The organism is Acinetobacter sp. 231_lipA (assembly GCF_058243005.1).
Window position 1 is genome coordinate 520,504 of sequence record NZ_JBZAYU010000001.1, and the last position, 20,862, is coordinate 541,365.

Consider the following 20,862-nt stretch of genomic DNA (forward strand, 5'->3'; position numbering starts at 1 on the left):
ATATGGTTGGTTTTTATAAAATAAACACCAAATTCAAGCGCTAAAATTTATACAAAAACGGGAAAATTCGACTTTAGACTAATGATGCACAAAAAAGTCTTGTTTTAAAAACTGGGGAATTTCACTGCTTTATTTTAATCATTTTTTATTTATATATAAAATGTTCATTATTTTATTTTAATATAGTGGCATAAATATGCATGATGTTGGTGCAACAGATTAATCCCCTACAAGATTGAAATATCTCGTAATAAATTTTAATTAAAACAATTTTTCACATCCGTATAAATAAAAAAAGTGACTGATATACCGTTTTCGAAATACCAAATAAGCTATTTTTTATACAACTAAATCATTTTTTTTGAGTCACTTATTGTTTTTAACAATGACTACGAAAGCAGCATTTTCTTTTTAAAATGATGCGTAAGTTACGAGAATCATAATAAATGTAAATATATGACGACTTGAATTCTGTTTCTTTTCAAGCGCTTTTTTCAATATAAAACTGCTTACAATTGCGCCAGCAACATTTTTTATTTATGCACTTGCTCGTTGAATTAACTTATTATAGTGTGTCGGTGCTGTGATTTTATGCAAATTTTAATGGATTAAATCTTAACTATAACTTCGGAAGTCATCATTTTATCCATAAGTATAATTGACAAAATTTCAGCACTCTCTACTCTTAGAGCAAATTTTTAATCCGTCTGATTCGTGCATTAAAAGATGAGTATTTCGAGTCAGATAAATCATTCACCAGGACAGGAGATCTATTGAATGTCTGAAGCAACTGGCAAAAAAGCCGTTTTACAGCTTGATGGCAAAGAAATTGAATTACCAATTTACAGCGGCACATTGGGCCCAGATGTAATCGACGTTAAAGATGTATTGGCCGCAGGTCACTTCACTTTTGATCCTGGTTTTATGGCTACTGCTGCATGCGAGTCTAAAATCACTTTCATCGACGGTAACAAAGGTGTGCTTTTACACCGTGGCTACCCAATCGACCAGTTAGCAACTAAAGCTGACTACTTAGAAACTTGCTACTTACTTCTCAATGGCGAGCTTCCAACAGCTGAACAAAAAGAAGTATTTGATGCTAAAGTTCGTAACCACACTATGGTTCACGATCAAGTTAGCCGCTTCTTCAATGGTTTCCGTCGCGATGCTCACCCTATGGCGATCATGGTTGGTGTAGTTGGTGCGCTTTCTGCGTTCTATCACAACAACTTAGACATCGAAAATGTTGATCACCGTGAAATTACAGCGATCCGCTTAATTGCTAAAGTACCTACTTTGGCTGCGTGGAGCTACAAGTACACTGTAGGTCAACCATTCGTTTACCCACGTAACGACTTAAGCTACGCTGAAAACTTCTTGTACATGATGTTTGCTACTCCAGCAGACCGTGATTACAAAGTAGATCCTATCCTTGCTAAAGCAATGGACCGCATCTTCACGCTTCACGCTGACCACGAACAAAATGCTTCTACGTCTACAGTACGTTTAGCTGGTTCTACTGGCGCGAACCCATATGCATGTATCGCTGCGGGTATCTCTGCACTTTGGGGCCCTGCTCACGGCGGCGCGAACGAAGCTGTTCTTAAGATGCTTGATGAAATCGGCACTGTAGAGAACGTTGCTGACTTCATGGAAAAAGTGAAAACTAAAGAAGTTAAACTCATGGGCTTCGGTCACCGTGTGTACAAAAACTTCGATCCACGTGCGAAAGTAATGAAAGAAACTTGCGACGAAGTTCTTGGTGCGCTTGGCATCAACGATCCACAGCTTGCTCTTGCTATGGAACTTGAACGTATCGCGCTTTCTGATGAATACTTCATCAAACGTAACCTATACCCGAACGTAGACTTCTACTCAGGTATCATCCTTAAAGCGATTGGTATCCCGACAGAAATGTTTACAGTGATCTTCGCGCTTGCACGTACTGTTGGTTGGATCAGCCACTGGTTAGAAATGCACAGCGGTCCGTACAAGATCGGTCGCCCTCGTCAGCTTTACACTGGCGAAGTTCAACGCGACATCAACCGTTAATTCGGTCTGCGTTGATAGACAAAAAACCACCCGCATGGGTGGTTTTTTTATATGTTGAACTCTAAACCTACCATTCATGAATCACACCCTTAAAGTATTAAAAGGCCTGAACAGACTCAGGCTTTTTTTAATACTTAATGTGGCTACTTTAAGCTTCAACAACATCGTAGTGTTTTAGCTCAAGCGCAGATAAACGTTGCTTTAACTCGGCCAAGGACCACGGCCAAGCTGCGAAGTTACGCCCATTTCGATCCAAATAATAGCTTGAGCAACCACCTCGGTTAAATACTGTGGTTTTCAAATGGGTTTGCACCTTAGCATTGTGATAACGCAGAACATCACGTTTTACCATCATACGTTTAAAGCCTTGCTGCTTCATTTTTAGTAGACCATCGGCTTTGTTGCATAAAGATTTTAAAGATAGAGCTTTCCTAAGTTGCTCAAATTTAAGTGACAACTTGGGTATGAGGTCTGCCTAATTCTGTAAATTTATTTAACACGGCTATACGTGCATGAACTTCATTGACCTGACTATCAAAACTCCTTGCGCTGAGTTTATCGCCTAATAATTTGATGCAATGCATCTTAGTTTCGACCAAACTTCGGCGATGATAGCCTGACCATTTTTTCCATAATGTCCTGCCGAAACGTTTAACTGTTCGAAGTAATTCATTTCGCTCTCGCGAATGAACTTTGTTACCTTTCCAAGGCTTTGCATTTTTTCTTGGTGGAATCACCGCATGCACTTGCCGATCTGCAATGATCTGACGGCATTGCTTGGTGTCATAAGCGCCATCCGTATAAACAAAGTCAATCTGCTCATCTTTAGGGATCTGATCAAGCAAGTTTCCAAGAACCTGAGCGTCACTCACATTATTTGTTGTGAGCTGAACAGCCCGTATTTGCAGAGTTTTAGCATCTATGCCGATATGTAGTTTACGCCATTGGCGACGATATTCAGGTTGATGTTTCTTACGTTTCCACTCACCTTCGCCTAAAAACTTCAAGCCAGTAGAGTCCACTAATAGATGTAGCCCATCACTACTTTTCTGATAGCTAATCAAAATATCAATATGCTTTTGTCTTCTACAAAGTGTGGTGTAATCTGGTGCTGTCCAATCTAGACCACATAGTTTAATCAGGCTTTGAACAAAGCCGGTGACCATGCGTAAAGACAGACGAAATAAGGATTTAATCATTAAGCAGCATTGGATTGCTGCATCAGAATAGATTTGATTTCGCCCTTGTTTACCGATGGACGGAGCATACCATTGGGTCGCTGAATCAAACCAAATTGATATATTTCCTCGATTGATCAAGGCTTTATTGTAGGTCGACCAATTGGTTGTACGATAGATTTTTGGTGTGAGCTTATTCATTTGAAAATTATATTGTGGAATAAGTCTTTAGAGATACGTTTGTGCAACAAAGCCTAGACCATCTACAATGTACTGAATCTGAGCTTCAGCAATGCCAATAAAAGAGTCATAGACCAAGATATTTGGGCCCAATACCAAAAATGCATTCGGCACATTTTCCAAACTTGTACCCAAGTACGCTTCTGGCGAACTATCCTTCCAAAGGTCAGCCAATCGCTCACCTTGGGCATTCCATACCCGTTGTCCAATCGGTGGGTGTGCCACTTCAAAACCGGTTCCCCAGATAATGACATCGACCTCAAATCGCTCACCATTTGCAGCAATGACAGTCTGCCCATCAATCTCAACCAAACCTTGTGGCAACAGCGTTACATTGTCTTGTTGCAGTGCTGGATAATAATTATTGGCAAATAAAAGCCGCTTACAGCCAATCGAAAAGTTAGGTGTTACAGCTTTACGTAAGGCGTCATCCTGTATTTGCAATTTCAATAATTGACGGCTTAAAAAATTGACTGGCTCAAGCAGTGACGGATGACGTAGCCCAAAGTTGATCCCGTTTAAAATACTGGAAACACTATTCCTCCAACCTTGCTGAATCATCGGGAATTTGGCCACCAGCGATTTCATGCTTGCATTCAATTGCATATCCGCTTTGGGTAAGACCCACGGCGCAGTTCTCTGAAATACGATCAGCTCTTTCGCCAATGGCTGAATTTGTGGAATAAACTAAATGGCCGATGCGCCAGTTCCAATCACGGCAACCCGCTTTCCCGTTAAGTCATAATCATGCTTCCAACGGGCTGAATGGAACATTTCTCCTTTAAACCCCTCTATCCCTTTAATCTTAGGTAAAGATGGTTCTGTAATCGGCCCTGTGCTAAAGATCACGGTTCGTGCTTGATATGTCCCTTGAGAAGTTTCAAGTTGCCAAATATTCGCCTCTTCATTCAACTTGGCACTGAGCAACTCATGCTGAAAACAGATTTTGTCTTGCAATTCAAACTGCTCAACTACCCGTTCTAAGTAACTTAAAATTTCAGGTTGTTTCGCAAATAAATGGCTCCATTGATGACTAGGTGCAAAGGAAAATGAATACAATGCCGAAGGTACATCACAGCCACAGCCGGGGTAATTATTATCACGCCACGTACCACCAACTCTCTCTGCCTTTTCTAAAACCAGATAGTCCTGATAGCCGACTTGTTTCATTTTATAAGCCGCAGCAATGCCAGAAATCCCAGCCCCTACAACAATGGTATCGTAAGTTTGTACAGCTTTAGGACGAAGCACAGCCTTTTTACGGGTCTGCTTAGGTTGAGCTTCTGTACTTTTTGACGTGGTAGTTTGATCTCGCATTTGATCAGACGGCGCTTGCACATCTACTTGCTCGATCTCTAATTGCGTTTCCATATTCATTTTTCTCTATTCTTATTTTGTGATTTGATTAAACAGTGGATAACCCAAACCTAAAAGCTTGACGTATAAGCTTGGCGATGCGCGTTTCATCCACCAAAACAATTTGGCATCGGGTTGTGGAATAGTATAAAGCTTGCCTGCATCTAAGCGATTTAATGTTTTTTTGACTACAGCATCACTGGTGGTAAACGCATGGTTCATCATCAGTTTGTCAGCCAGTCCAGAATAGCGACTCGGCAACCGTCCATTCTTCATAATATTGGTCGGCACCAAGGTCGGACACAGCACATTGACTGCAATGTTATAAGCCTGAAGCTCTGAAGCTAAGGTTTCTGATAGAGCCAAAACACTAGACTTGGTCACGTTGTACGCTGTCATTTCAGGGGCTGCGGTATAGCCCGCTGCCGATGCTACATTGATAATGGCACCAAAACCTTGCTGTTTAAATTTGGGTACAAAGTAGTAGCAACCATGAATTACCCCCCACAGGTTGACATGCATACACCACTGCCAATCCTCCAGCGACACCTCATCAAACTTACCACCTAGCCCAACTCCGGCATTATTGATGAGCAAAGTAACAGGATATCCCAAAAGCTGTTCCGCTTGCTCCGCCAAAGTGTGTACAGATTCTTTTAATCCAACATCACAATGCACCGCATAGGCTGACGAAGATGTCATCGACTGAATCAAATCTACCGTCTCCTGTGCTGAGCTTAAGTCAATATCTGCACAGACGACATCACCACCGCGCTTTGCCAGTTCCAGTGCAAAGCTACGGCCAATTCCACTACCTGCACCAGTCACAACTGCGTAGGCATTTTGACTTGGTTTATTTTTTTTACTCAACAGTCCCATGTCATAACCTCCTTTTTATGGTTTAAGTACTGGAGTAAATTCTTTGGTGAAATAGGGGGTTAACACTCCTGTTTCAGGATGTAGTAAACGCTCTTTGTAATAATCTAAAAATGCAGAGGTGTCATAATCATTCGGGTGAAAGCTTGGACGCAAATAGTCAAAAATATGCTTCCAACTACTGCCATAAACACCTCTTTTTAATCCAAACAAGAGACTGAAACTGCGCGGTACATCCTTCCAGTAACTCAGGCTCACCAAATTAGACGGTTTGCGATAAAATGGGACAAAAACTGACGCCACTGAAATCAGCAGCAAAATGGTGATAAGGGCTGGAAAAAAGCCTGCAATACGTAAGGCATAGTTATTGGAAAGTGATTGAAACACATCATATGCAATGTCTTTATGCTCAGACTCCTCTAGCATGTGCCACATCCAAATCGCCCGTTGCTTTTCATCTTGAGAATCGAAGAAAATCTCTTCATGGTTCATCATGTATTCAGACAGCACAGCGGTAAAATGTTCAATGCCTGCCATCAAAGACAATTTCATCGGCTGCGGTAAGCGGTTAAAACCGTAATCAAAAACGATTTCGGCTAAATAACGAAAAATGCCAACGGGTAAATCAACCTGTTTAAAGGTATCGTTCAATTCTTCATGTAGCTTTGAATGCAGTGCCTCCTGTCCAATTAAAGACGTCACACGTTGTTTTAATACAGGGTCTGTGAGGAAATCGCGGTGATAACGGGCGGTATCAATCACCAAGTCTTCACCATAGGTCAGAAAGATCGAGGGAGATGCAAAGTAAGCACTGGCTAGCTCCGCATTTAAGTAAAATTTGGGATCAATTTTCTCAGCTTCAAAGTCAAATTTCATATGCCGAATTGGAATAATCGCAGACTGTTTTTCAGCATCGAATACGGGTCCTGCAAAAATTTGGCTGGCTTTGCCTTTCAATGGAAGAGCGATACGCATAGGACATTCCTTCTTATTTTTAGCTCATTTTTTAGGCTCAATCTCACGATTTTTTACCTGTGCTTTGCATTCAAAATAAGAGTCCGATTCCCCTATGCCACTGGCATTTTTCTTCAAATGATTTGCAATTTATGACTTTAAAATCTGTTGTCTAACAATCACTCCACAGATTTATCTATCGGGGTCAGAACGAGGCTTTGTGTGCCACAAAGGGAATACACTGCTCATAGGCTGAGCACTCTTCGCCATAGTGTTTTTTGAGAAAATAGTCTTGCACCATTTGCGCCTGCTGTTCAATGCCATAGCTTAAAAACTGCTTTCCTTGTTTTAACGCATAACGATATTGACGGTTAAAAAGTGCCTTACGCACTACAGCGAGTCCCTGCTGAATTTGCCAAACATGCGTTAGCTCATGAATCAACCAAGCTTGTTGATGAATCGGCTGGTCGGCAAAGTTTTCGCACCAGTCTTTGATATTAAAATAGACATGTCCATTGGGGCTAATCGCATAATGAGGCAGCACTGCCCGATGCGCGATAATTCGAACCGAATCCATGCTCAGACTGTTCCCAAAAATACTGCTGGCAAACTTTTTCTCCCCTTCAGTCAAGGGCCTGTTTTTAAGTTCAAACTTTTGCTGTATTTTTTGTAAAAGCGGTTGAAACCACACAATCACACTCCATAAAGACATTAGAATAATTTGTTCTTTTTAAGGACATTTACGGATTTTTTTTAGAATATCCCTTAAAAAAAATCGCATTTCGTATATAGTATTCGCACTTATTATTGATTAATACTTCTATTTGTTTATCGTCACTTACACCACGTAGAACTTATAGCTATAACAAACTCAATCGTCGTGTATATCCCTATAGGTATAGGATTTAGTTGGAAATGAAAAGTTTTAAAATTGCACTTGCACAGTTCTCTCCGCACATTGGCAACCTTGAAGCAAATGCCCAAAAAATGTTGGAACAGGCCAATGAAGCAAAAAAACAAAATGCTGATTTAATTATTTTTCCAGAACTTTCGAGCATTGGTTACCCAGCAGAAGATTTACTTCTACGTCCAAGCCTAACCAAACGCACGCAACAAGTTTTTGAACAACTTAAAACAGTAAAAGACATTGTAATGGTCTTTGGTTTTGTCAATCAAACCGAAGATGGTCAACGCTACAACGCCGCTGCGGTCATGAAAGATGGACAGGTTTTGGGTGTGTATAACAAACAAAACTTGCCAAACTATAGCGTGTTTGATGAAAAGCGTTACTTCACTGAAGGACATCAACACCTTGTTTTTGAATATTTGGGTCATAAGTTTGGTGTGTTGATTTGTGAAGATGTTTGGTCACTTTCAACGGTACAACAACTAGCACAGCTCAATGTAGAAACAGCTTTAGTCTTAAATGCTTCACCATATGAAGTCGGTAAGCCACAGCACCGCGTTGAAACCATGTCTGCACTGGCAAAACAAATGAACCTCAATTTGGTTTATGCCAACCAAGTCGGCGGTCAAGACGACCTGATCTTTGATGGTACAAGCTTCGTGATTGCCAAAAATGGTTCAGTTGTACTTCAAGCTGAAAGCTTTAAAGAATCCCTGTATTTCGCTGAATACGAAGCAGAACAACAAGCCTTTAAGGCCAATCCTCTGCCGCCTGCTTTAGACACTATGGCAGAGATTTATCAAAGCTTAGTAATGGCGACCCGTGACTATGTACAGCGCTCAGGTTTCCCAGGGGTGATTTTGGGTTTATCAGGCGGGATCGACTCAGCTCTAACTCTTGCAATTGCAGCCGATGCGATTGGCGCCGATAAAGTCCAAGCCGTAATGATGCCATATACTTATACCGCTCAAATCAGTGTAGAAGATGCAGCTGAACAAGCGAAGAGTATGGGGGTGACTTTTGGGATTGCTGAAATCAACCCGATTGTAAACAGCTTTATGCAAACGCTTTATCCGTTTTTTGGCAACAGCCCTGCGGATGCAACTGAAGAAAACTTACAAGCGCGTGCCCGCGGTACACTGCTAATGGGTTTATCCAACAAATTTGGCAATTTAGTCCTGTCTACAGGCAATAAATCAGAATTGGCTGTGGGCTATTGCACGCTCTATGGTGACATGGTCGGTGGTTTTGCCGTACTGAAAGATGTGTATAAAACCATTGTGTTTGAACTTGCGAAATACCGTAACAGCATTTCAGACAAGCCCGTGATTCCTGAGCGTGTGATCACTCGTCCACCTTCAGCAGAGCTACGTCCAGATCAAAAGGACCAAGACTCTTTACCGCCATATGATGTACTGGATGCCATTTTATATGCCTATATCGAAGAAGATATGAGCCAAGATGACATCATTGCCAAAGGCTTTGATGCTGAAGTGGTTGCAAAAGTAATTCGTTTGGTCGATTTCAATGAATACAAACGTCGCCAAGGTGCAATTGGTCCGCGTATCAGCTCACGTGCATTTAGCCGTGAACGTCGCTACCCAATCATGAATGGCTGGAAAGCTGGCCTATAAGCTGCTGTTCCAATAAAAAAGCCCAAACAGATGTTTGGGCTTTTTTATATCAACATATTCAAATCTATTTTTTACGCACAAAAAAAGAGACCAAGCTGAGAGCTTGGTCTTTTAAAATGGTGGCTATGACGAGACTTGAACTTGTGACCCCCGCATTATGAGTGCGGTGCTCTAACCAACTGAGCTACATAGCCGTAAACTGTGCGCGCATTATGCAAAGTTCAAAGACAACCGTCAACCCTTTTTACACACAAATGGTTATTCCATAAACAAATACAATTTAAACTAGCAATTTTTCAGCAAACCACTCTTTTTAAACTTATTTTCATACTGCAAGCTGTATTTAACTTAAACATATTTACGAGAAAGATAATGAAAAAGACTTTAGTCTTTTCATCATCCTGAGCACTATAGCATTGAGCAATTGTCAGGCTGATTTCCCCCATGATCACCAACTATAACGGTGTACGGCGTGATGTAGCGGCCTATATCAACTCAAATCAACTCTTTAGCCTAAAAGACCGAGAGATACTGGTCAACTATGCCAAAGGACAACAAAAGATCCTGACGGCAGATCGCTTAAGCCCAACTGCACAGCAAAACTTAGCTTTAGAAAGAGCCGAAGGACGCTACTGTGCAAGTCAGCACATATCTTTAAAAAAACTCAATTTAGTCGATCATCAAATCTTTGCATTACCCGAACATCAAGCCAATTGGCAACACATTCAAAACTTACAGACGCAGATCAATTTAACGCCTGAAAACCTTAACTGTGAGGGGAAATTTTAAAAAGATCATAAATGTCCGCAGTCACAGCTTTGGTTTAAATATCGAAACAACGGCGCAGTGAACCACAAGGCCATTTCAGAAATGGCAAGTAAATAAAAACACTTTCAGACCTTTCTTTCCCACAAAAAAAAAGATCATGCTGAGAGCATGATCTATAAAAATGGTGGCTATGACGAGACTTGAACTTGTGACCCCCGCATTATGAGTGCGGTGCTCTAACCAACTGAGCTACATAGCCGTAAACTGTGCGCGCATTATGTGGTTTTCTCACCAGTACGTCAAGTACCTTGCGCGCTTAATTGATCAAAATTTGTTGAAGTGAGCCGATAAGCCGGGTTCTGTCGAGAACGATCATTCCTCTAGGCGTACAATCACTCATACGCTCAAGCGACCTACCCGGATCCAGCATGGGCCATGCCTAAAGGATCCCTATTTGGTCTTGCTTCCGGTGGGGTTTACCATGCCATGAACTGTTACCAGCCATGCGGTGCGCTCTTACCGCACCCTTTCACCCTTACCTTCGATTTCGATTGCTCGAAACCACAATGAAGGCGGTCTACTCTCTGCTGCACTTTCCGTCGGCTCACGCCGCCCAGGCGTTACCTGGCACCTTGCCCTATGAAGCCCGGACTTTCCTCCCCTGCTTCAATCACGGAGATCTCCACAGCAGCGATCGTCTGGCTCACTTCGAGGCGAATAGTATCAAATCTTAGACTTAATTGCTTGCGCTTTTTTGAGCAATCAGCTTTTTATATTTATCCATGAGCTCATCCTCAGTTTCAGCATGATTGGGATCAAGCGGAATACAGTCCACTGGACAGAACAATTGACACTGGGGTTTATCATAATGTCCGATACACTCTGTACATAAATCTGGATTGATTTCATAAATCAATTCCCCCATGAAAATGGCTTCATTGGGGCACACAGGTTCACAGACATCACAATTGATGCATTCATCGGTTATATATAAAGACACATTACCAACCTTGTTGATGTTTACGTTCAAAAGCAGCAACCACAGCTTGCGGTACAAACTTGGTCACATCACCTTTTAAACGTGCTATTTCACGAATCAACGTCGATGAAATAAATGAATACTGCTCTGACGGCGTTAAAAATACTGCCTCAAAGTGTGAATCAAGTTGACGGTTCATATTGGCTAACTGGAACTCGTATTCAAAGTCAGACACTGCACGCAATCCTCGCAGTACAGCCGTTGCCTTTTGTTCACGGAAGAAGTTCACCAACAAACCATCAAAACCTACAAACTCAACATTATCAAGATGACTTAATGATGCTTTGGCCAAGCTCACACGCTCTTCTAAACTAAAGACAGGATTTTTATGATGACCAATGGCAATGGCCACCACCACCTCATCAAACATACGTGATGCACGTGTGACCAAATCAATATGACCATTGGTAATTGGATCAAAAGTCCCCGGGTAAATGACGCGAGTTTTAGACATCCATTTTTACTCTGTTGATTTTGTAGAGCCATATTTTAGCAAAAACTTGTTTTATAGGTGAAGAAACTCCATAAATTTGAAAAAACTTCACCTTAACCCTGCTTTAAGGCACAATAGGTACATTGTTGGAAGTAATTGATTATGGCGAAAGCAACTGTAGTTAAAAAAAATACCAGCGGGACGATTGCACAGAATAAACGTGCACGTCACGACTATTTTATTGAAGAAAAATTTGAAGCTGGCCTGTCACTGCAAGGCTGGGAAGTAAAATCGTTACGTGCAGGTCGTATGACGCTGTCTGAGAGTTATATCACCTTTAAAAATGGTGAGGCTTTCCTGTTCGGTGCTCAGATTCAGCCTTTACTCAGTGCATCCACGCACATTGTTCCTGAAGCGACCCGTACCCGTAAGTTATTGTTGAACCGTCGTGAACTCGATAAGCTACTCGGCGCAGTGAATCAAAAAGGTTATTCATGCGTTCCGCTTGTTGCTTATTGGAAAGGGCCACGTGCGAAACTAGAAATCGCTTTAGTGAAAGGTAAACAGCTACATGACAAACGCGCCACGGAAAAAGACCGTGACTGGCAACGTGATAAAGCCCGCATTATGCATAAATAATAAAAAACCTCCCAATGTGGAGGTTTTTTATTATTAGAACTGTTAATAATCAGCTTTTAGCTCGACCAAATATTTTCCGAACTTTCGAGCAGTTTCCAAGTCGCCTTCGGGTGGGGTTATTTCAACACTGGCGTTGTCTGACTGAGTCATCAAACCTAAAAAGCTCGACATCCGATTAATATCGTGTTGGCTACGTCCTGTCGGCATAAACGGTAAACCTGCCCACAACATACCATGTTGCATTGCAAATAGATTAATCTGTTGTAATACCGCCAGTTTATCGCCACTTAAGCCACCACCATTGGTAAAGCCTGCAGCTAATTTTCCTTGCCAAGCCCGTGCTAACCAACGCTTAGAGGAGTCTTCCATAAACTGTTTTAGTGCCGCTGTGAGACTCCCCATATAGGTTGGGCAACCCATTACAATAATATCGGCCTGATCTAATAAGTCCCACTGTACTGCAGCAACAGAAATCAAATGCACGTCAGCACCCGCCTGCTCTGCACCTTGTGCAATATACTGAGCGACTTTCGCCGTATGACCATAGGCGCTATGATAAACCACACACACATGAACAGGTGCAACAGAAACAAGATCAGGTACAGACATGGAAATTTTTAAGAGCAAAGAATTGAGTTAAGTTTAACACTTCCACTCGCTGAGTGGGGAGTAAGTGCAAGGATTAAAACAGCCAAGCACTTGATCAGAAACCAAAACTATTGCATAAACACAAAAGTCGCCATACGCCCAGTTTTGGCATGACGGCGATACGAAAAATATTCATCAGACTGACTAAATGAACACTGATCACCGCCAGAGACCACATCAACACCGTGCTGTTTTAGAATGAATTTTGCGATCGCATATAAGTCAGCATAATATTTTCCAGCTTGTGCACCTGTTTGAAATGCAGACTCAAGCTCAGCATACTTTGAACAAAAGGCTTCTTTTACTTCCACCCCAATTTCAAAACAAGGTTGGCTAATAGCTGCGCCCAACCAAGCCCATGTCGGCTGAGTGTTCATGCTGGCAATGGTATTTTCAATAATGCCATGCGCCAGCCCACGCCAACCTGCATGCAAATTGGCCACTTCGCTTCCATCAGCATTACCTAAAACCACAGGTAAACAATCGGCTGTCATCATCATCAGGGCATGCTTCGGGCGCTGCGTCACCAAACCATCCCCTTCTTGAGCATCAAAAGCAATTTGCTCATTCACTACACGGCAAATGGTGCTATGGGTTTGCGTCATCCACGTGATTTTATCGACACCATAGCCTGCAAACTCTTCGAGCAAGATCATGCGATGCTGTTGCACACGTGCAGCATCATCCTGTACATGCAAAGCCAAATTAAAGCCTTGTAGTTCAGATTGAGTGGTTTCTAAAGCACGATCATGATGCACACGGGTTTGCCCCACAAAAACACCTGCCGGAAGTCCTTGAACAAATTGCATATACTGTCCTTATGATGATTCATCTATAACTTAATAGGCTTTGTTTTCCGTACGGAGTACATCAACCAAGGTCGCCAAGTCTGCTGGCCACGGCGCTTTAAACAACATTTCTTCACCTGTACGTGGGTGTTTCAAACCGAGCTCTGCTGCATGCAAGGCTTGGCGTCTGAAACCACGTAAAGTCTCATCTAAAAGTTCTGTTGCACCTGCGGGTACGCGTACACGTGGCATATACACAGGATCGCCAACTAAACCAAAACCAATATAACTAAAATGCACACGAATCTGATGCGTACGTCCAGTTTCAAGACGAGCTTGGATGCGGGTGAAATGTTGGAAGCGTTCTTTCACGTTGTAGTGTGTTACAGCATCTTTACCGCCTGGTAATACCGCCATTTTGACACGATCTACAGGGTGACGTTTAATCGGTTCATCCACCGTGCCACCAGCAATCACATTGCCATACACAATCAGGTCATAAACACGGTAAACCGTTTTTTTCGCCAATTGCTTGCTCAGTGAAAATTGTGCTTCTAAGTTTTTCGCAATGACCAACAAACCAGAAGTATCTTTATCAATACGATGCACCAAACCCGCGCGGGTCAGTTCTGCCGATTTTGGATAGTGATGCAATAATGCATTTACCAACGTACCCGATGAATTGCCCGCACCTGGGTGCACGACCATACCAACAGGTTTATTAACGACAATAATGTCGTCATCTACATAGACGATATCCAACGGAATATCTTCAGGCAGACTACGGGTTTGAGCTTCTAACTCAACGTCAAGGGTTAACAGTTCAAATCCTTCACATTTATATTTCGGTTTGACACTGTTACCATTTACCAACAAATGGCCTTCTTTTAGCCACTGTTTGAGTTTTTCACGCGAAAAGTCGCTCCAAATCGTTGCTGCAACTTGGTCTATACGTTGTCCGAGATAAGTTTCATCCAATTGAAATTGCAACGATAAACGTGTTGCAGTAGAGCTTGAAGTATGGTTATCTGCATCCTCAGAATCTTCAAGTAAATTGAAATCGGTTTCAGGGAAATTTGGATCGGAAGATTGTGCTTGAGCCATTTGATCATTCAAATAAAAGTGATTTAATAGCGCAATTGTAGCTCATTGCCCGTATTAACAGAGGAATTTTTATGTCGCTACCACATTATAAAATGACAATGCTTGCTCTAACGATTGGCATTGCATCTGCAATGGTAGGCTGTAGCAGCAATCCCAAGAAAGAAGTGGTAGATACCGGTCCACAATCGAGTGAACAGGTTTATATTCAAAAAGCAGAAAAAGCACTGCAAAGTGGTCAATATACCGACGCTGCAAAACACTTAGAAGCATTAGATACCTATTACCCTACAGGTGAATATGCGCAACAAGCTCAACTAGAGCTGCTCTATGTGAAGTTTCAGCAGAAAGATTATGAAGGTGCGATTGCACTGGCTGATCGTTTCATTCGTTTGAACCCTCAGCATCCAAACGTGGACTATGCCTACTATGTCCGTGGCGTAGCCAATATGGAACAAAACTATGATGGTTTGATTCGTTATACTTCGCTCAAGCAAGCACATCGCGATGTCAGCTATCTTAAAGTGGCGTATCAAAACTTCGTAGACTTTATTCGTCGTTACCCTTCAAGCACTTATGCGGTTGATGCCGCACAGCGCATGAAGTTTATCAGCAATGAGTTGGCTGAAAGCGAAATGAATGCGGCACGTTTTAATATCAAACGTAAAGCATGGGTCGCAGCACTAGAGCGTGCGCAATGGGTGATTGAACATTATCCACAAAGCCCTCAAGTGCCTGAAGCTTTAGCAACTGTTGCTTATTCGTATGACCAATTGGGCGACAAGCAAACTGCGCAACAATATACCGATGTATTGAAACTAAATTATCCAAATTTAGTGAAATCGAATGGTGAAGTGAACTTACGTGCTGCACGTAAAGAAGCAAGTTGGGTCAACCGTGCGACTTTAGGTGTGTTTGGTCGTGAAGAACAAAACAGTTCTGAAGAAAAAATCGAACAGCCGAAACAAACAACAGAGCGCAGCTTTACCAATCGTGTCAGCTTCGGTTTACTGGATCGTCCTGAAACACAGCAAAACATCACTACTGAAACCGAATAATTCTTCTGAAATATTCGCTATTTTAGAAAGGGCAAGTTATCATACTTGCCCTTTTGTTTTGTGCGATTTCCGCTTGATCAAAACGTCTAAAAGGTATACAAAACAATCTAGATTCGATGGTTTTTTGCATTTTAAAACCTCCATCTCTGCTTCTTTTCACGGTTCAAAACATCAGCGACTGACGATTCGACATGGCTATTCCTCAACACACCATTGACCAAATTTTAGATCGGACCGACATTGTCGACCTGATTGGTCAACGTGTGAAACTTAAAAAGTCAGGTCGCACTTATTCAGGCTGTTGTCCGTTCCATCAAGAAAAATCACCGTCTTTTCACGTGTATCGTGACAAACAGTATTTCCACTGTTTTGGTTGTCAGGCCAATGGTAATGCCATTCGTTTTTTAATGGACATCGACAGTCGTAGCTTTATTGATGTAATGAAGGATTTGTCGAGTCAAACAGGTATCGAACTTCCCAAAGATAACCGTGACTCGAAAAAACTGGTGTATAAGCGCGAAGCTAAACCTGTCCAAAAACCACAGGTCGATGTCGCCGCAGGGGACAAGAAAGCTGAGGCAGCTCCAGCACAACCTGAGTTTCAGATTGAGCATGATCCTTTTGCTGAATTTCAGTCCATGGACTACCAAGAGGGTTATGCTGATTTTAATACCTTCGAGGGCTTCAACACTGCCCCCATTCAGGAAGGTAACTTATACGACCTGTTAGAAAATATTGCGCAATATTATGAGCAACAACTACCGCATAGTCGTGCTGCTCAGCAGTACTTTAAACAGCGTGGACTCAGCCGAGATACCATTGCATATTGGCGTTTAGGCTATGCACCTGAGGACTGGCAACACTTAGAAAAAGCCTTTCCGCAAGATATCGAAGGCTTAAAGCTACTCGGACTGATTCGTACCAGTGACAATGGTCGTGACTTTGACTTGTTACGGGATCGCGTCATATTTCCGATTCGTGATGCCAAAGGTCGTGTCGTGGGCTTCGGTGGTCGTGCTCTAAATGACGAAATTAAGCCTAAATACATCAACTCGCCAGACTCTGAGGTATTTCATAAAAACCAATTGCTTTATGGTTTATATGAAGGCCGTAAACAAAAAGCCCAAGACTGGCTGATGGTCGAAGGTTATATGGATGTGATTGCGCTACAGCAGTATGGGATTGCAGGTGCTGTGGCGACCCTAGGAACGGCCAGTAACACCGAACACTTAAATATTCTGTTTAAACAAAACAACCGTATTACCATTGCCTTTGATGGTGACGTGGCTGGACAAAAAGCGGCTCGCCGTACTTTAGAGATTGCGTTACCGTTACTCAATGATGGTCGTGAGCTGAAGTTCTTTGTGCTGCCAAATGATCATGACCCTGACTCACTGATTCGTCGCGAAGGTATTGAAAACTTTAATAAACTGCTCCAACAGGCCCCACTGTTGTCAGACTTTGTATTTGCACATCTGACGCAGAACCATGACATCAGCAGCCCTGAAGGTAAAAGTCAGGTCATGAGTGAGTTACGTCAACTTACGGACTTATTGCCAAAAACAGGCTCTTTCCGTTATTTGCTAAATCAATCCTTCAAAGAAAAACTCGGTTTTGGTCGTCGCTGGACACCTCAAGTCAGCAACGATGCCTCTTTGTCTTTTAATATTCGCACCAAAGACGAAGACTTCGCGCTCGCCGTTCTGATCCATCATCCGTTTTTGTATATTCACTTTGAAACTCTACGCGCCTATTTACCTGAAGATGAACTTTTAGCGCATGTGCTACAAGTCTTAGATGGTATCTTTGATGATTTACCTGATGACCAAGAACTGGCAACCTATTATGTTTTGGGTGCATGTAGCCGTTATGCCAACGCGATTGCCGATATTATGCAGCGCACCAATATTGAAGTTCTGACCAAAACACCTGAAATGGCCGACAAACTGGCCAGTGAATATGCTCTCTCGCTTGAAGAAAAATATTTGCGCCAAAAACTAAAAGCGCCTTTAAGCCTGCTCGAATCGCGCAATCTACGTCAAAAACTGAATGAATTGACCAAAAAAATAGGCTTAAGACTGATTACTTAAACCTATTACATTTTTATATTTAGATTTACTTTTTAGTTTTACGACGTTTAGCAAAAGTCTCATTTAAACACGTTTGCATTTGTTCAAAATGACTCGGATCTTCAGATTTGGCTGCTTCACGCAGCATAATCGAGGTCGGATGTAGCAACTTCTGCGTCAAACGATGCGCAAACTCTTGCATCACCCGTTCTGCCTTTTCCCCTTTCTCAATTCGTGCCAATGCCAGTTCTAATTCTTCTTGTCTTAACTGTTCACCTTGCTGACGGTAAGCATGGATGGTTTCACCTGCGAGATTGACCTTCTGCTGGGTCACTAACTCCGTTGCTAGTTGGTTAACCATCACCTCTGCTTCAACCGCCGCCTGACGACGCTGAGCAAGGTTTTCATCAATCACCGACTGCAAGTCATCCACGCCATATAAATAGACGCCATCTAAGCTTTCCACTTTCGGGTCTATATCACGCGGAACAGCCAAATCCACCATCAACATTTGTTGATAACGACGCTTTTTTAAGGCCGCTTTGACATCTGGATAATGAATCACTTGATGTAAACTTCCCGTACAACTGGAAATGACATCTGCACGTGCTAAGTTATTGGCCAACTGATCAAACTCAATGATTTCAACATCTACACGATGGGCTATTTCTTGAGCCAAAGTTTCAGCCCGTTCACGGGTACGGTTACAAATGAGGATTTTTGCGACTCCCATTTCAGCCAAATGCTTCGCCACTAAGCTATTCATTTCGCCCGCAGCGACCACCATGACCGTCAACTTTTCAGGCTTACTAAACACTTGTAATGCCAACTGAGCCACCGCGTAGCCCATCGATACGGCATGACTACCCACAGCCGTTTCAGAGCGTACGCGTTTCGCCGCATAGAAGGCATATTCAAAAATTCGGTTTAAATGAGGAGAAACAGTATGAGCCGTCTTCGCCAAAGATAGTGCAGATTTAACCTGTCCCAAAATTTGCGGTTCACCGAGCATGAGTGAATCTAAACCGCTTGCAACACGCATCAAGTGAGTGACAGCCTGCGCATTTTCATAACGGTATACATGATTCAACAATTGTTTAACATCTATGCCATTTGCTTGGGCGAGCCAGTTCAATACCATATCTGAGTTTTCAGACATGGCATACACTTCTGTTCTGTTACACGTAGACACCACCACCATTTCATTTAAGTCTTGGTTTTGGCCTTGTTGCTCAAGCAGTTGCGTTAACTTTTCAGGGTTAAAGGCAATTTGCTCACGCAATTCTACGGAGGCGGTTTGATGGTTGACACCCAATGCAAAGAAAGACATATCAGATCATCATTTCGCTAAATTTATGCTATTGTGCAATAACGGTGTCATAAAAAGCATTACTTGGATCAAGAAAAATTGCGTCAAACACATTGCCGACTGAGCGGCGCGAGAATTAAGCAATATTCTACCACATTCTTACTCGTCGGTAGCATGGCATCTAGTGCTCATCTTAGAGCAGCTGGAGATTTTTCGCTATCTAATTATGATGCAATTCAACAAAGTATGATTGCCGAATTTGCACTGGCTTACCAAGACAGCGCGACGGCCCTGCACAACTATACTGTGCTGGCGATTAAAAGTAATTCCACCACCATTAAACAGCGCGCTTTAAATATTGCCCTTGAGCAAAATGATTTGCATGCCGCACTCGACATTGCAACGCATTGGGTGGTGCAAGAGCCCACCGATGTTCCAGCCTTATTTTATTTGTCGCACATTGCACTCAAAGTACATGAATATGAACTTGCGGCTGAAACGCTCGATAAAATTCTCAATATTGATGCAAATGCCGATTTAGAGCAAATCCTTGCCGGAATTGCCCCTGAGGAACCTGAAGATCAAGAAATTCTCATTCAAGCGCTACGTTCGAGTAAGGAGCGGAACAACCCCTCTATTTTGGCATTAATTGCAGGTTTAGAGGCGCAAAATGGCCAGCTTGAACAAGCCCTAACCACCATCAATAAAGCCCTAAAAAAGCGTGGAAAAGTCACAGGCTACATCCTGATGAAGGCCAACTTACTCAGCGCACTCGGTCAAGAAGAAGAAACCCGTAATTGGTATGCAAAATCAAGTCGTAAACACCGCGACAATGTCGATATCCGTTTAGCCGAAGCCAAATATCTGATTAAAATTAATGCGTCAAATGAAGCTTTAACCAAGCTTGAGAGCCTGATTAAAAAATGGCCTGAACAAGAAGAAGCCTTGTTTATTGCGGGGTTAACCAGTATTGACTTAAAGAAGTACGAAAAAGCGGAAAAATATCTGGTTGAACTACGTAATTCGGCTGAATATCAAAATGAAGCCTATTACTATCTTGCGGTGAATGCTGAACGAAAACAGCATTTTGAAACAGCCAAAGCCTACTATCGTCTAGTCGATGGTAGTCTGTATACCGTATCACGTCGTAGCCTCATCAGTATCTATACCCTGCAAAACAAACCCAATGATGCTTTACGCTTCCTAACCCAAGAACGCGTGAACTACCCACAACATGCAAGTTTTTTGTATCAGGCACAAGCCGATATTTTAAAGCGCATGAATAACAAAGCCGCAGCCATGCGACTGTTAGATGAGGCGATTAAAAACTTACCAGATGATCCTGAACTGATCTATTCTGAAGTGCTAATGTTGGATCCACATACGGATAAGGACAAACTTGAAAAGTTGCTGAATCAACTGTTAAGTATCGAGCCCAATAGCCCAACCTATCTCAATGCTTATGCATACACTTTAGCCTTGCAAAACAGACGCTTAGATGATGCACGTAGATTTGTTGAACATGCTTTAGAATATGCCCCTGAACAGGCCTCCATCTTAGATACCTTAGGCTTTATTTGTTACTTACAAAATGACTTTAGCACGTCAGCCAAAGTCTTAGAAAAAGCCTACCTCATCAGTGGTAGTGTCAATATTGGCGTGCGTTATGCGCGTTCAGTTTATATGCTCGGTGATCTGCAAAAATTCTCCACTGTGTTACAACAACTCAAACAAAAACACCCAAATGATCCTCAATTGGATCAACTTAATACTTTATTGTTACCCCAACAACTGAAAAAGAGCTCATAGTTTT

17 protein-coding genes, 2 tRNA genes, 1 other RNA gene and 2 pseudogenes are annotated in these 20,862 nt (G+C 42.3%); 7 read left to right on the forward strand and 15 right to left on the reverse strand.

Annotated features, from left to right (window positions below):
• Nucleotides 1-777 precede the first annotated feature (777 nt).
• The gene (gene gltA / locus AC4CUX_RS02645; RefSeq protein ID WP_004695551.1) at nucleotides 778-2,052 is read left to right on the forward strand and encodes a citrate synthase; all 1,275 of its coding nucleotides are present in this window, start codon (nucleotides 778-780) and stop codon (nucleotides 2,050-2,052) included.
• A 148-nt stretch (nucleotides 2,053-2,200) separates the two neighbouring features.
• Here the strand turns inward: gltA and AC4CUX_RS02650 are convergent.
• From AC4CUX_RS02650 to AC4CUX_RS02675, 6 genes and pseudogenes are all read right to left on the reverse strand, one after another.
• A pseudogene (locus AC4CUX_RS02650) lies at nucleotides 2,201-2,446 on the reverse strand (cyclohexanone monooxygenase); the annotation flags it as partial.
• 52 nt (nucleotides 2,447-2,498) lie between these two features.
• Nucleotides 2,499-3,431 carry an IS5 family transposase gene (locus AC4CUX_RS02655; protein ID WP_490792157.1) on the reverse strand — a complete coding sequence of 311 codons (933 nt, stop codon included), beginning with the start codon at nucleotides 3,429-3,431 and terminating at the stop codon, nucleotides 2,499-2,501.
• Between the two features lie 54 nt (nucleotides 3,432-3,485).
• Nucleotides 3,486-4,787 (reverse strand): annotated as a pseudogene (locus AC4CUX_RS02660) (flavin-containing monooxygenase); the annotation flags it as partial.
• Between the two features lie 72 nt (nucleotides 4,788-4,859).
• Nucleotides 4,860-5,705: an SDR family NAD(P)-dependent oxidoreductase gene (locus AC4CUX_RS02665; protein ID WP_490792158.1), complete on the reverse strand. Its 846-nt coding sequence runs from the start codon at nucleotides 5,703-5,705 to the stop codon at nucleotides 4,860-4,862.
• Between the two features lie 15 nt (nucleotides 5,706-5,720).
• A complete protein-coding gene (locus AC4CUX_RS02670) occupies nucleotides 5,721-6,677 on the reverse strand; it encodes a metal-dependent hydrolase (RefSeq protein WP_490792159.1) in 957 nt (318 codons plus the stop codon).
• 184 nt (nucleotides 6,678-6,861) lie between these two features.
• A complete protein-coding gene (locus AC4CUX_RS02675; protein ID WP_058870089.1) occupies nucleotides 6,862-7,368 on the reverse strand; it encodes a hypothetical protein in 507 nt (168 codons plus the stop codon).
• Nucleotides 7,369-7,571: 203 nt separating this feature from the next.
• Between AC4CUX_RS02675 and AC4CUX_RS02680 the strand changes: the two genes are divergently transcribed.
• Nucleotides 7,572-9,197 carry an NAD+ synthase gene (locus tag AC4CUX_RS02680; RefSeq protein ID WP_058870090.1) on the forward strand — a complete coding sequence of 542 codons (1,626 nt, stop codon included), beginning with the start codon at nucleotides 7,572-7,574 and terminating at the stop codon, nucleotides 9,195-9,197.
• Between the two features lie 117 nt (nucleotides 9,198-9,314).
• Here the strand turns inward: AC4CUX_RS02680 and AC4CUX_RS02685 are convergent.
• Nucleotides 9,315-9,391: transfer RNA gene (locus tag AC4CUX_RS02685), tRNA-Met, on the reverse strand.
• A gap of 250 nt (nucleotides 9,392-9,641) precedes the next feature.
• On the opposite strand from AC4CUX_RS02685, the gene AC4CUX_RS02690 reads away from it, so the two are divergent.
• Nucleotides 9,642-9,986, forward strand: a complete 345-nt coding sequence (locus AC4CUX_RS02690) for a hypothetical protein (RefSeq protein WP_058870091.1) — start codon at nucleotides 9,642-9,644, stop codon at nucleotides 9,984-9,986.
• Between the two features lie 161 nt (nucleotides 9,987-10,147).
• Here AC4CUX_RS02690 and AC4CUX_RS02695 read toward each other — a convergent pair.
• From AC4CUX_RS02695 to coaD, 4 genes are all read right to left on the reverse strand, one after another.
• A tRNA-Met gene (locus tag AC4CUX_RS02695) sits at nucleotides 10,148-10,224 on the reverse strand.
• Nucleotides 10,225-10,297: 73 nt separating this feature from the next.
• Nucleotides 10,298-10,675: RNase P RNA component class A (rnpB, locus tag AC4CUX_RS02700), an RNA gene on the reverse strand.
• A gap of 26 nt (nucleotides 10,676-10,701) precedes the next feature.
• A complete protein-coding gene (locus tag AC4CUX_RS02705; protein WP_004695536.1) occupies nucleotides 10,702-10,965 on the reverse strand; it encodes a YfhL family 4Fe-4S dicluster ferredoxin in 264 nt (87 codons plus the stop codon).
• Nucleotide 10,966: 1 nt separating this feature from the next.
• The gene (gene coaD, locus AC4CUX_RS02710; protein ID WP_058870092.1) at nucleotides 10,967-11,458 is read right to left on the reverse strand and encodes a pantetheine-phosphate adenylyltransferase; all 492 of its coding nucleotides are present in this window, start codon (nucleotides 11,456-11,458) and stop codon (nucleotides 10,967-10,969) included.
• A gap of 141 nt (nucleotides 11,459-11,599) precedes the next feature.
• On the opposite strand from coaD, the gene smpB reads away from it, so the two are divergent.
• Nucleotides 11,600-12,076 (forward strand): SsrA-binding protein SmpB, encoded by a 477-nt coding sequence (smpB, locus tag AC4CUX_RS02715; protein WP_004695532.1) that lies wholly within the window; start codon nucleotides 11,600-11,602, stop codon nucleotides 12,074-12,076.
• Nucleotides 12,077-12,118: 42 nt separating this feature from the next.
• On the opposite strand, the gene AC4CUX_RS02720 is transcribed toward smpB, so the two are convergent.
• The 3 genes from AC4CUX_RS02720 to rluD all read right to left on the reverse strand — a co-directional run bounded on the left by AC4CUX_RS02720 (nucleotide 12,119) and on the right by rluD (nucleotide 14,616).
• Entirely contained in the window at nucleotides 12,119-12,685 is a 567-nt protein-coding gene (locus AC4CUX_RS02720) for a flavodoxin family protein (RefSeq protein WP_058870093.1), read from the reverse strand.
• A 107-nt stretch (nucleotides 12,686-12,792) separates the two neighbouring features.
• Complete coding sequence (pgeF, locus tag AC4CUX_RS02725; protein WP_178928220.1) at nucleotides 12,793-13,533, reverse strand: peptidoglycan editing factor PgeF; 741 nt, start codon at nucleotides 13,531-13,533, stop codon at nucleotides 12,793-12,795.
• A 30-nt stretch (nucleotides 13,534-13,563) separates the two neighbouring features.
• Complete coding sequence (gene rluD / locus AC4CUX_RS02730) at nucleotides 13,564-14,616, reverse strand: 23S rRNA pseudouridine(1911/1915/1917) synthase RluD (protein ID WP_178928221.1); 1,053 nt, start codon at nucleotides 14,614-14,616, stop codon at nucleotides 13,564-13,566.
• Between the two features lie 71 nt (nucleotides 14,617-14,687).
• Here rluD and AC4CUX_RS02735 point away from each other — a divergent pair, with 71 nt between their 5' ends.
• On the forward strand, nucleotides 14,688-15,671 hold the full coding sequence (locus tag AC4CUX_RS02735; protein ID WP_168158167.1) for an outer membrane protein assembly factor BamD: 984 nt from the start codon (nucleotides 14,688-14,690) through the stop codon (nucleotides 15,669-15,671).
• Between the two features lie 191 nt (nucleotides 15,672-15,862).
• Nucleotides 15,863-17,761 carry a DNA primase gene (locus AC4CUX_RS02740; RefSeq protein WP_178928222.1) on the forward strand — a complete coding sequence of 633 codons (1,899 nt, stop codon included), beginning with the start codon at nucleotides 15,863-15,865 and terminating at the stop codon, nucleotides 17,759-17,761.
• 25 nt (nucleotides 17,762-17,786) lie between these two features.
• Here AC4CUX_RS02740 and hemA read toward each other — a convergent pair whose 3' ends face one another.
• A complete protein-coding gene (gene hemA / locus AC4CUX_RS02745) occupies nucleotides 17,787-19,070 on the reverse strand; it encodes a glutamyl-tRNA reductase (protein WP_178928223.1) in 1,284 nt (427 codons plus the stop codon).
• Nucleotides 19,071-19,148: 78 nt separating this feature from the next.
• On the opposite strand from hemA, the gene AC4CUX_RS02750 reads away from it, so the two are divergent.
• Complete coding sequence (locus tag AC4CUX_RS02750; protein ID WP_490792160.1) at nucleotides 19,149-20,858, forward strand: tetratricopeptide repeat protein; 1,710 nt, start codon at nucleotides 19,149-19,151, stop codon at nucleotides 20,856-20,858.
• The last annotated feature ends 4 nt before the right edge of the window (nucleotides 20,859-20,862 follow it).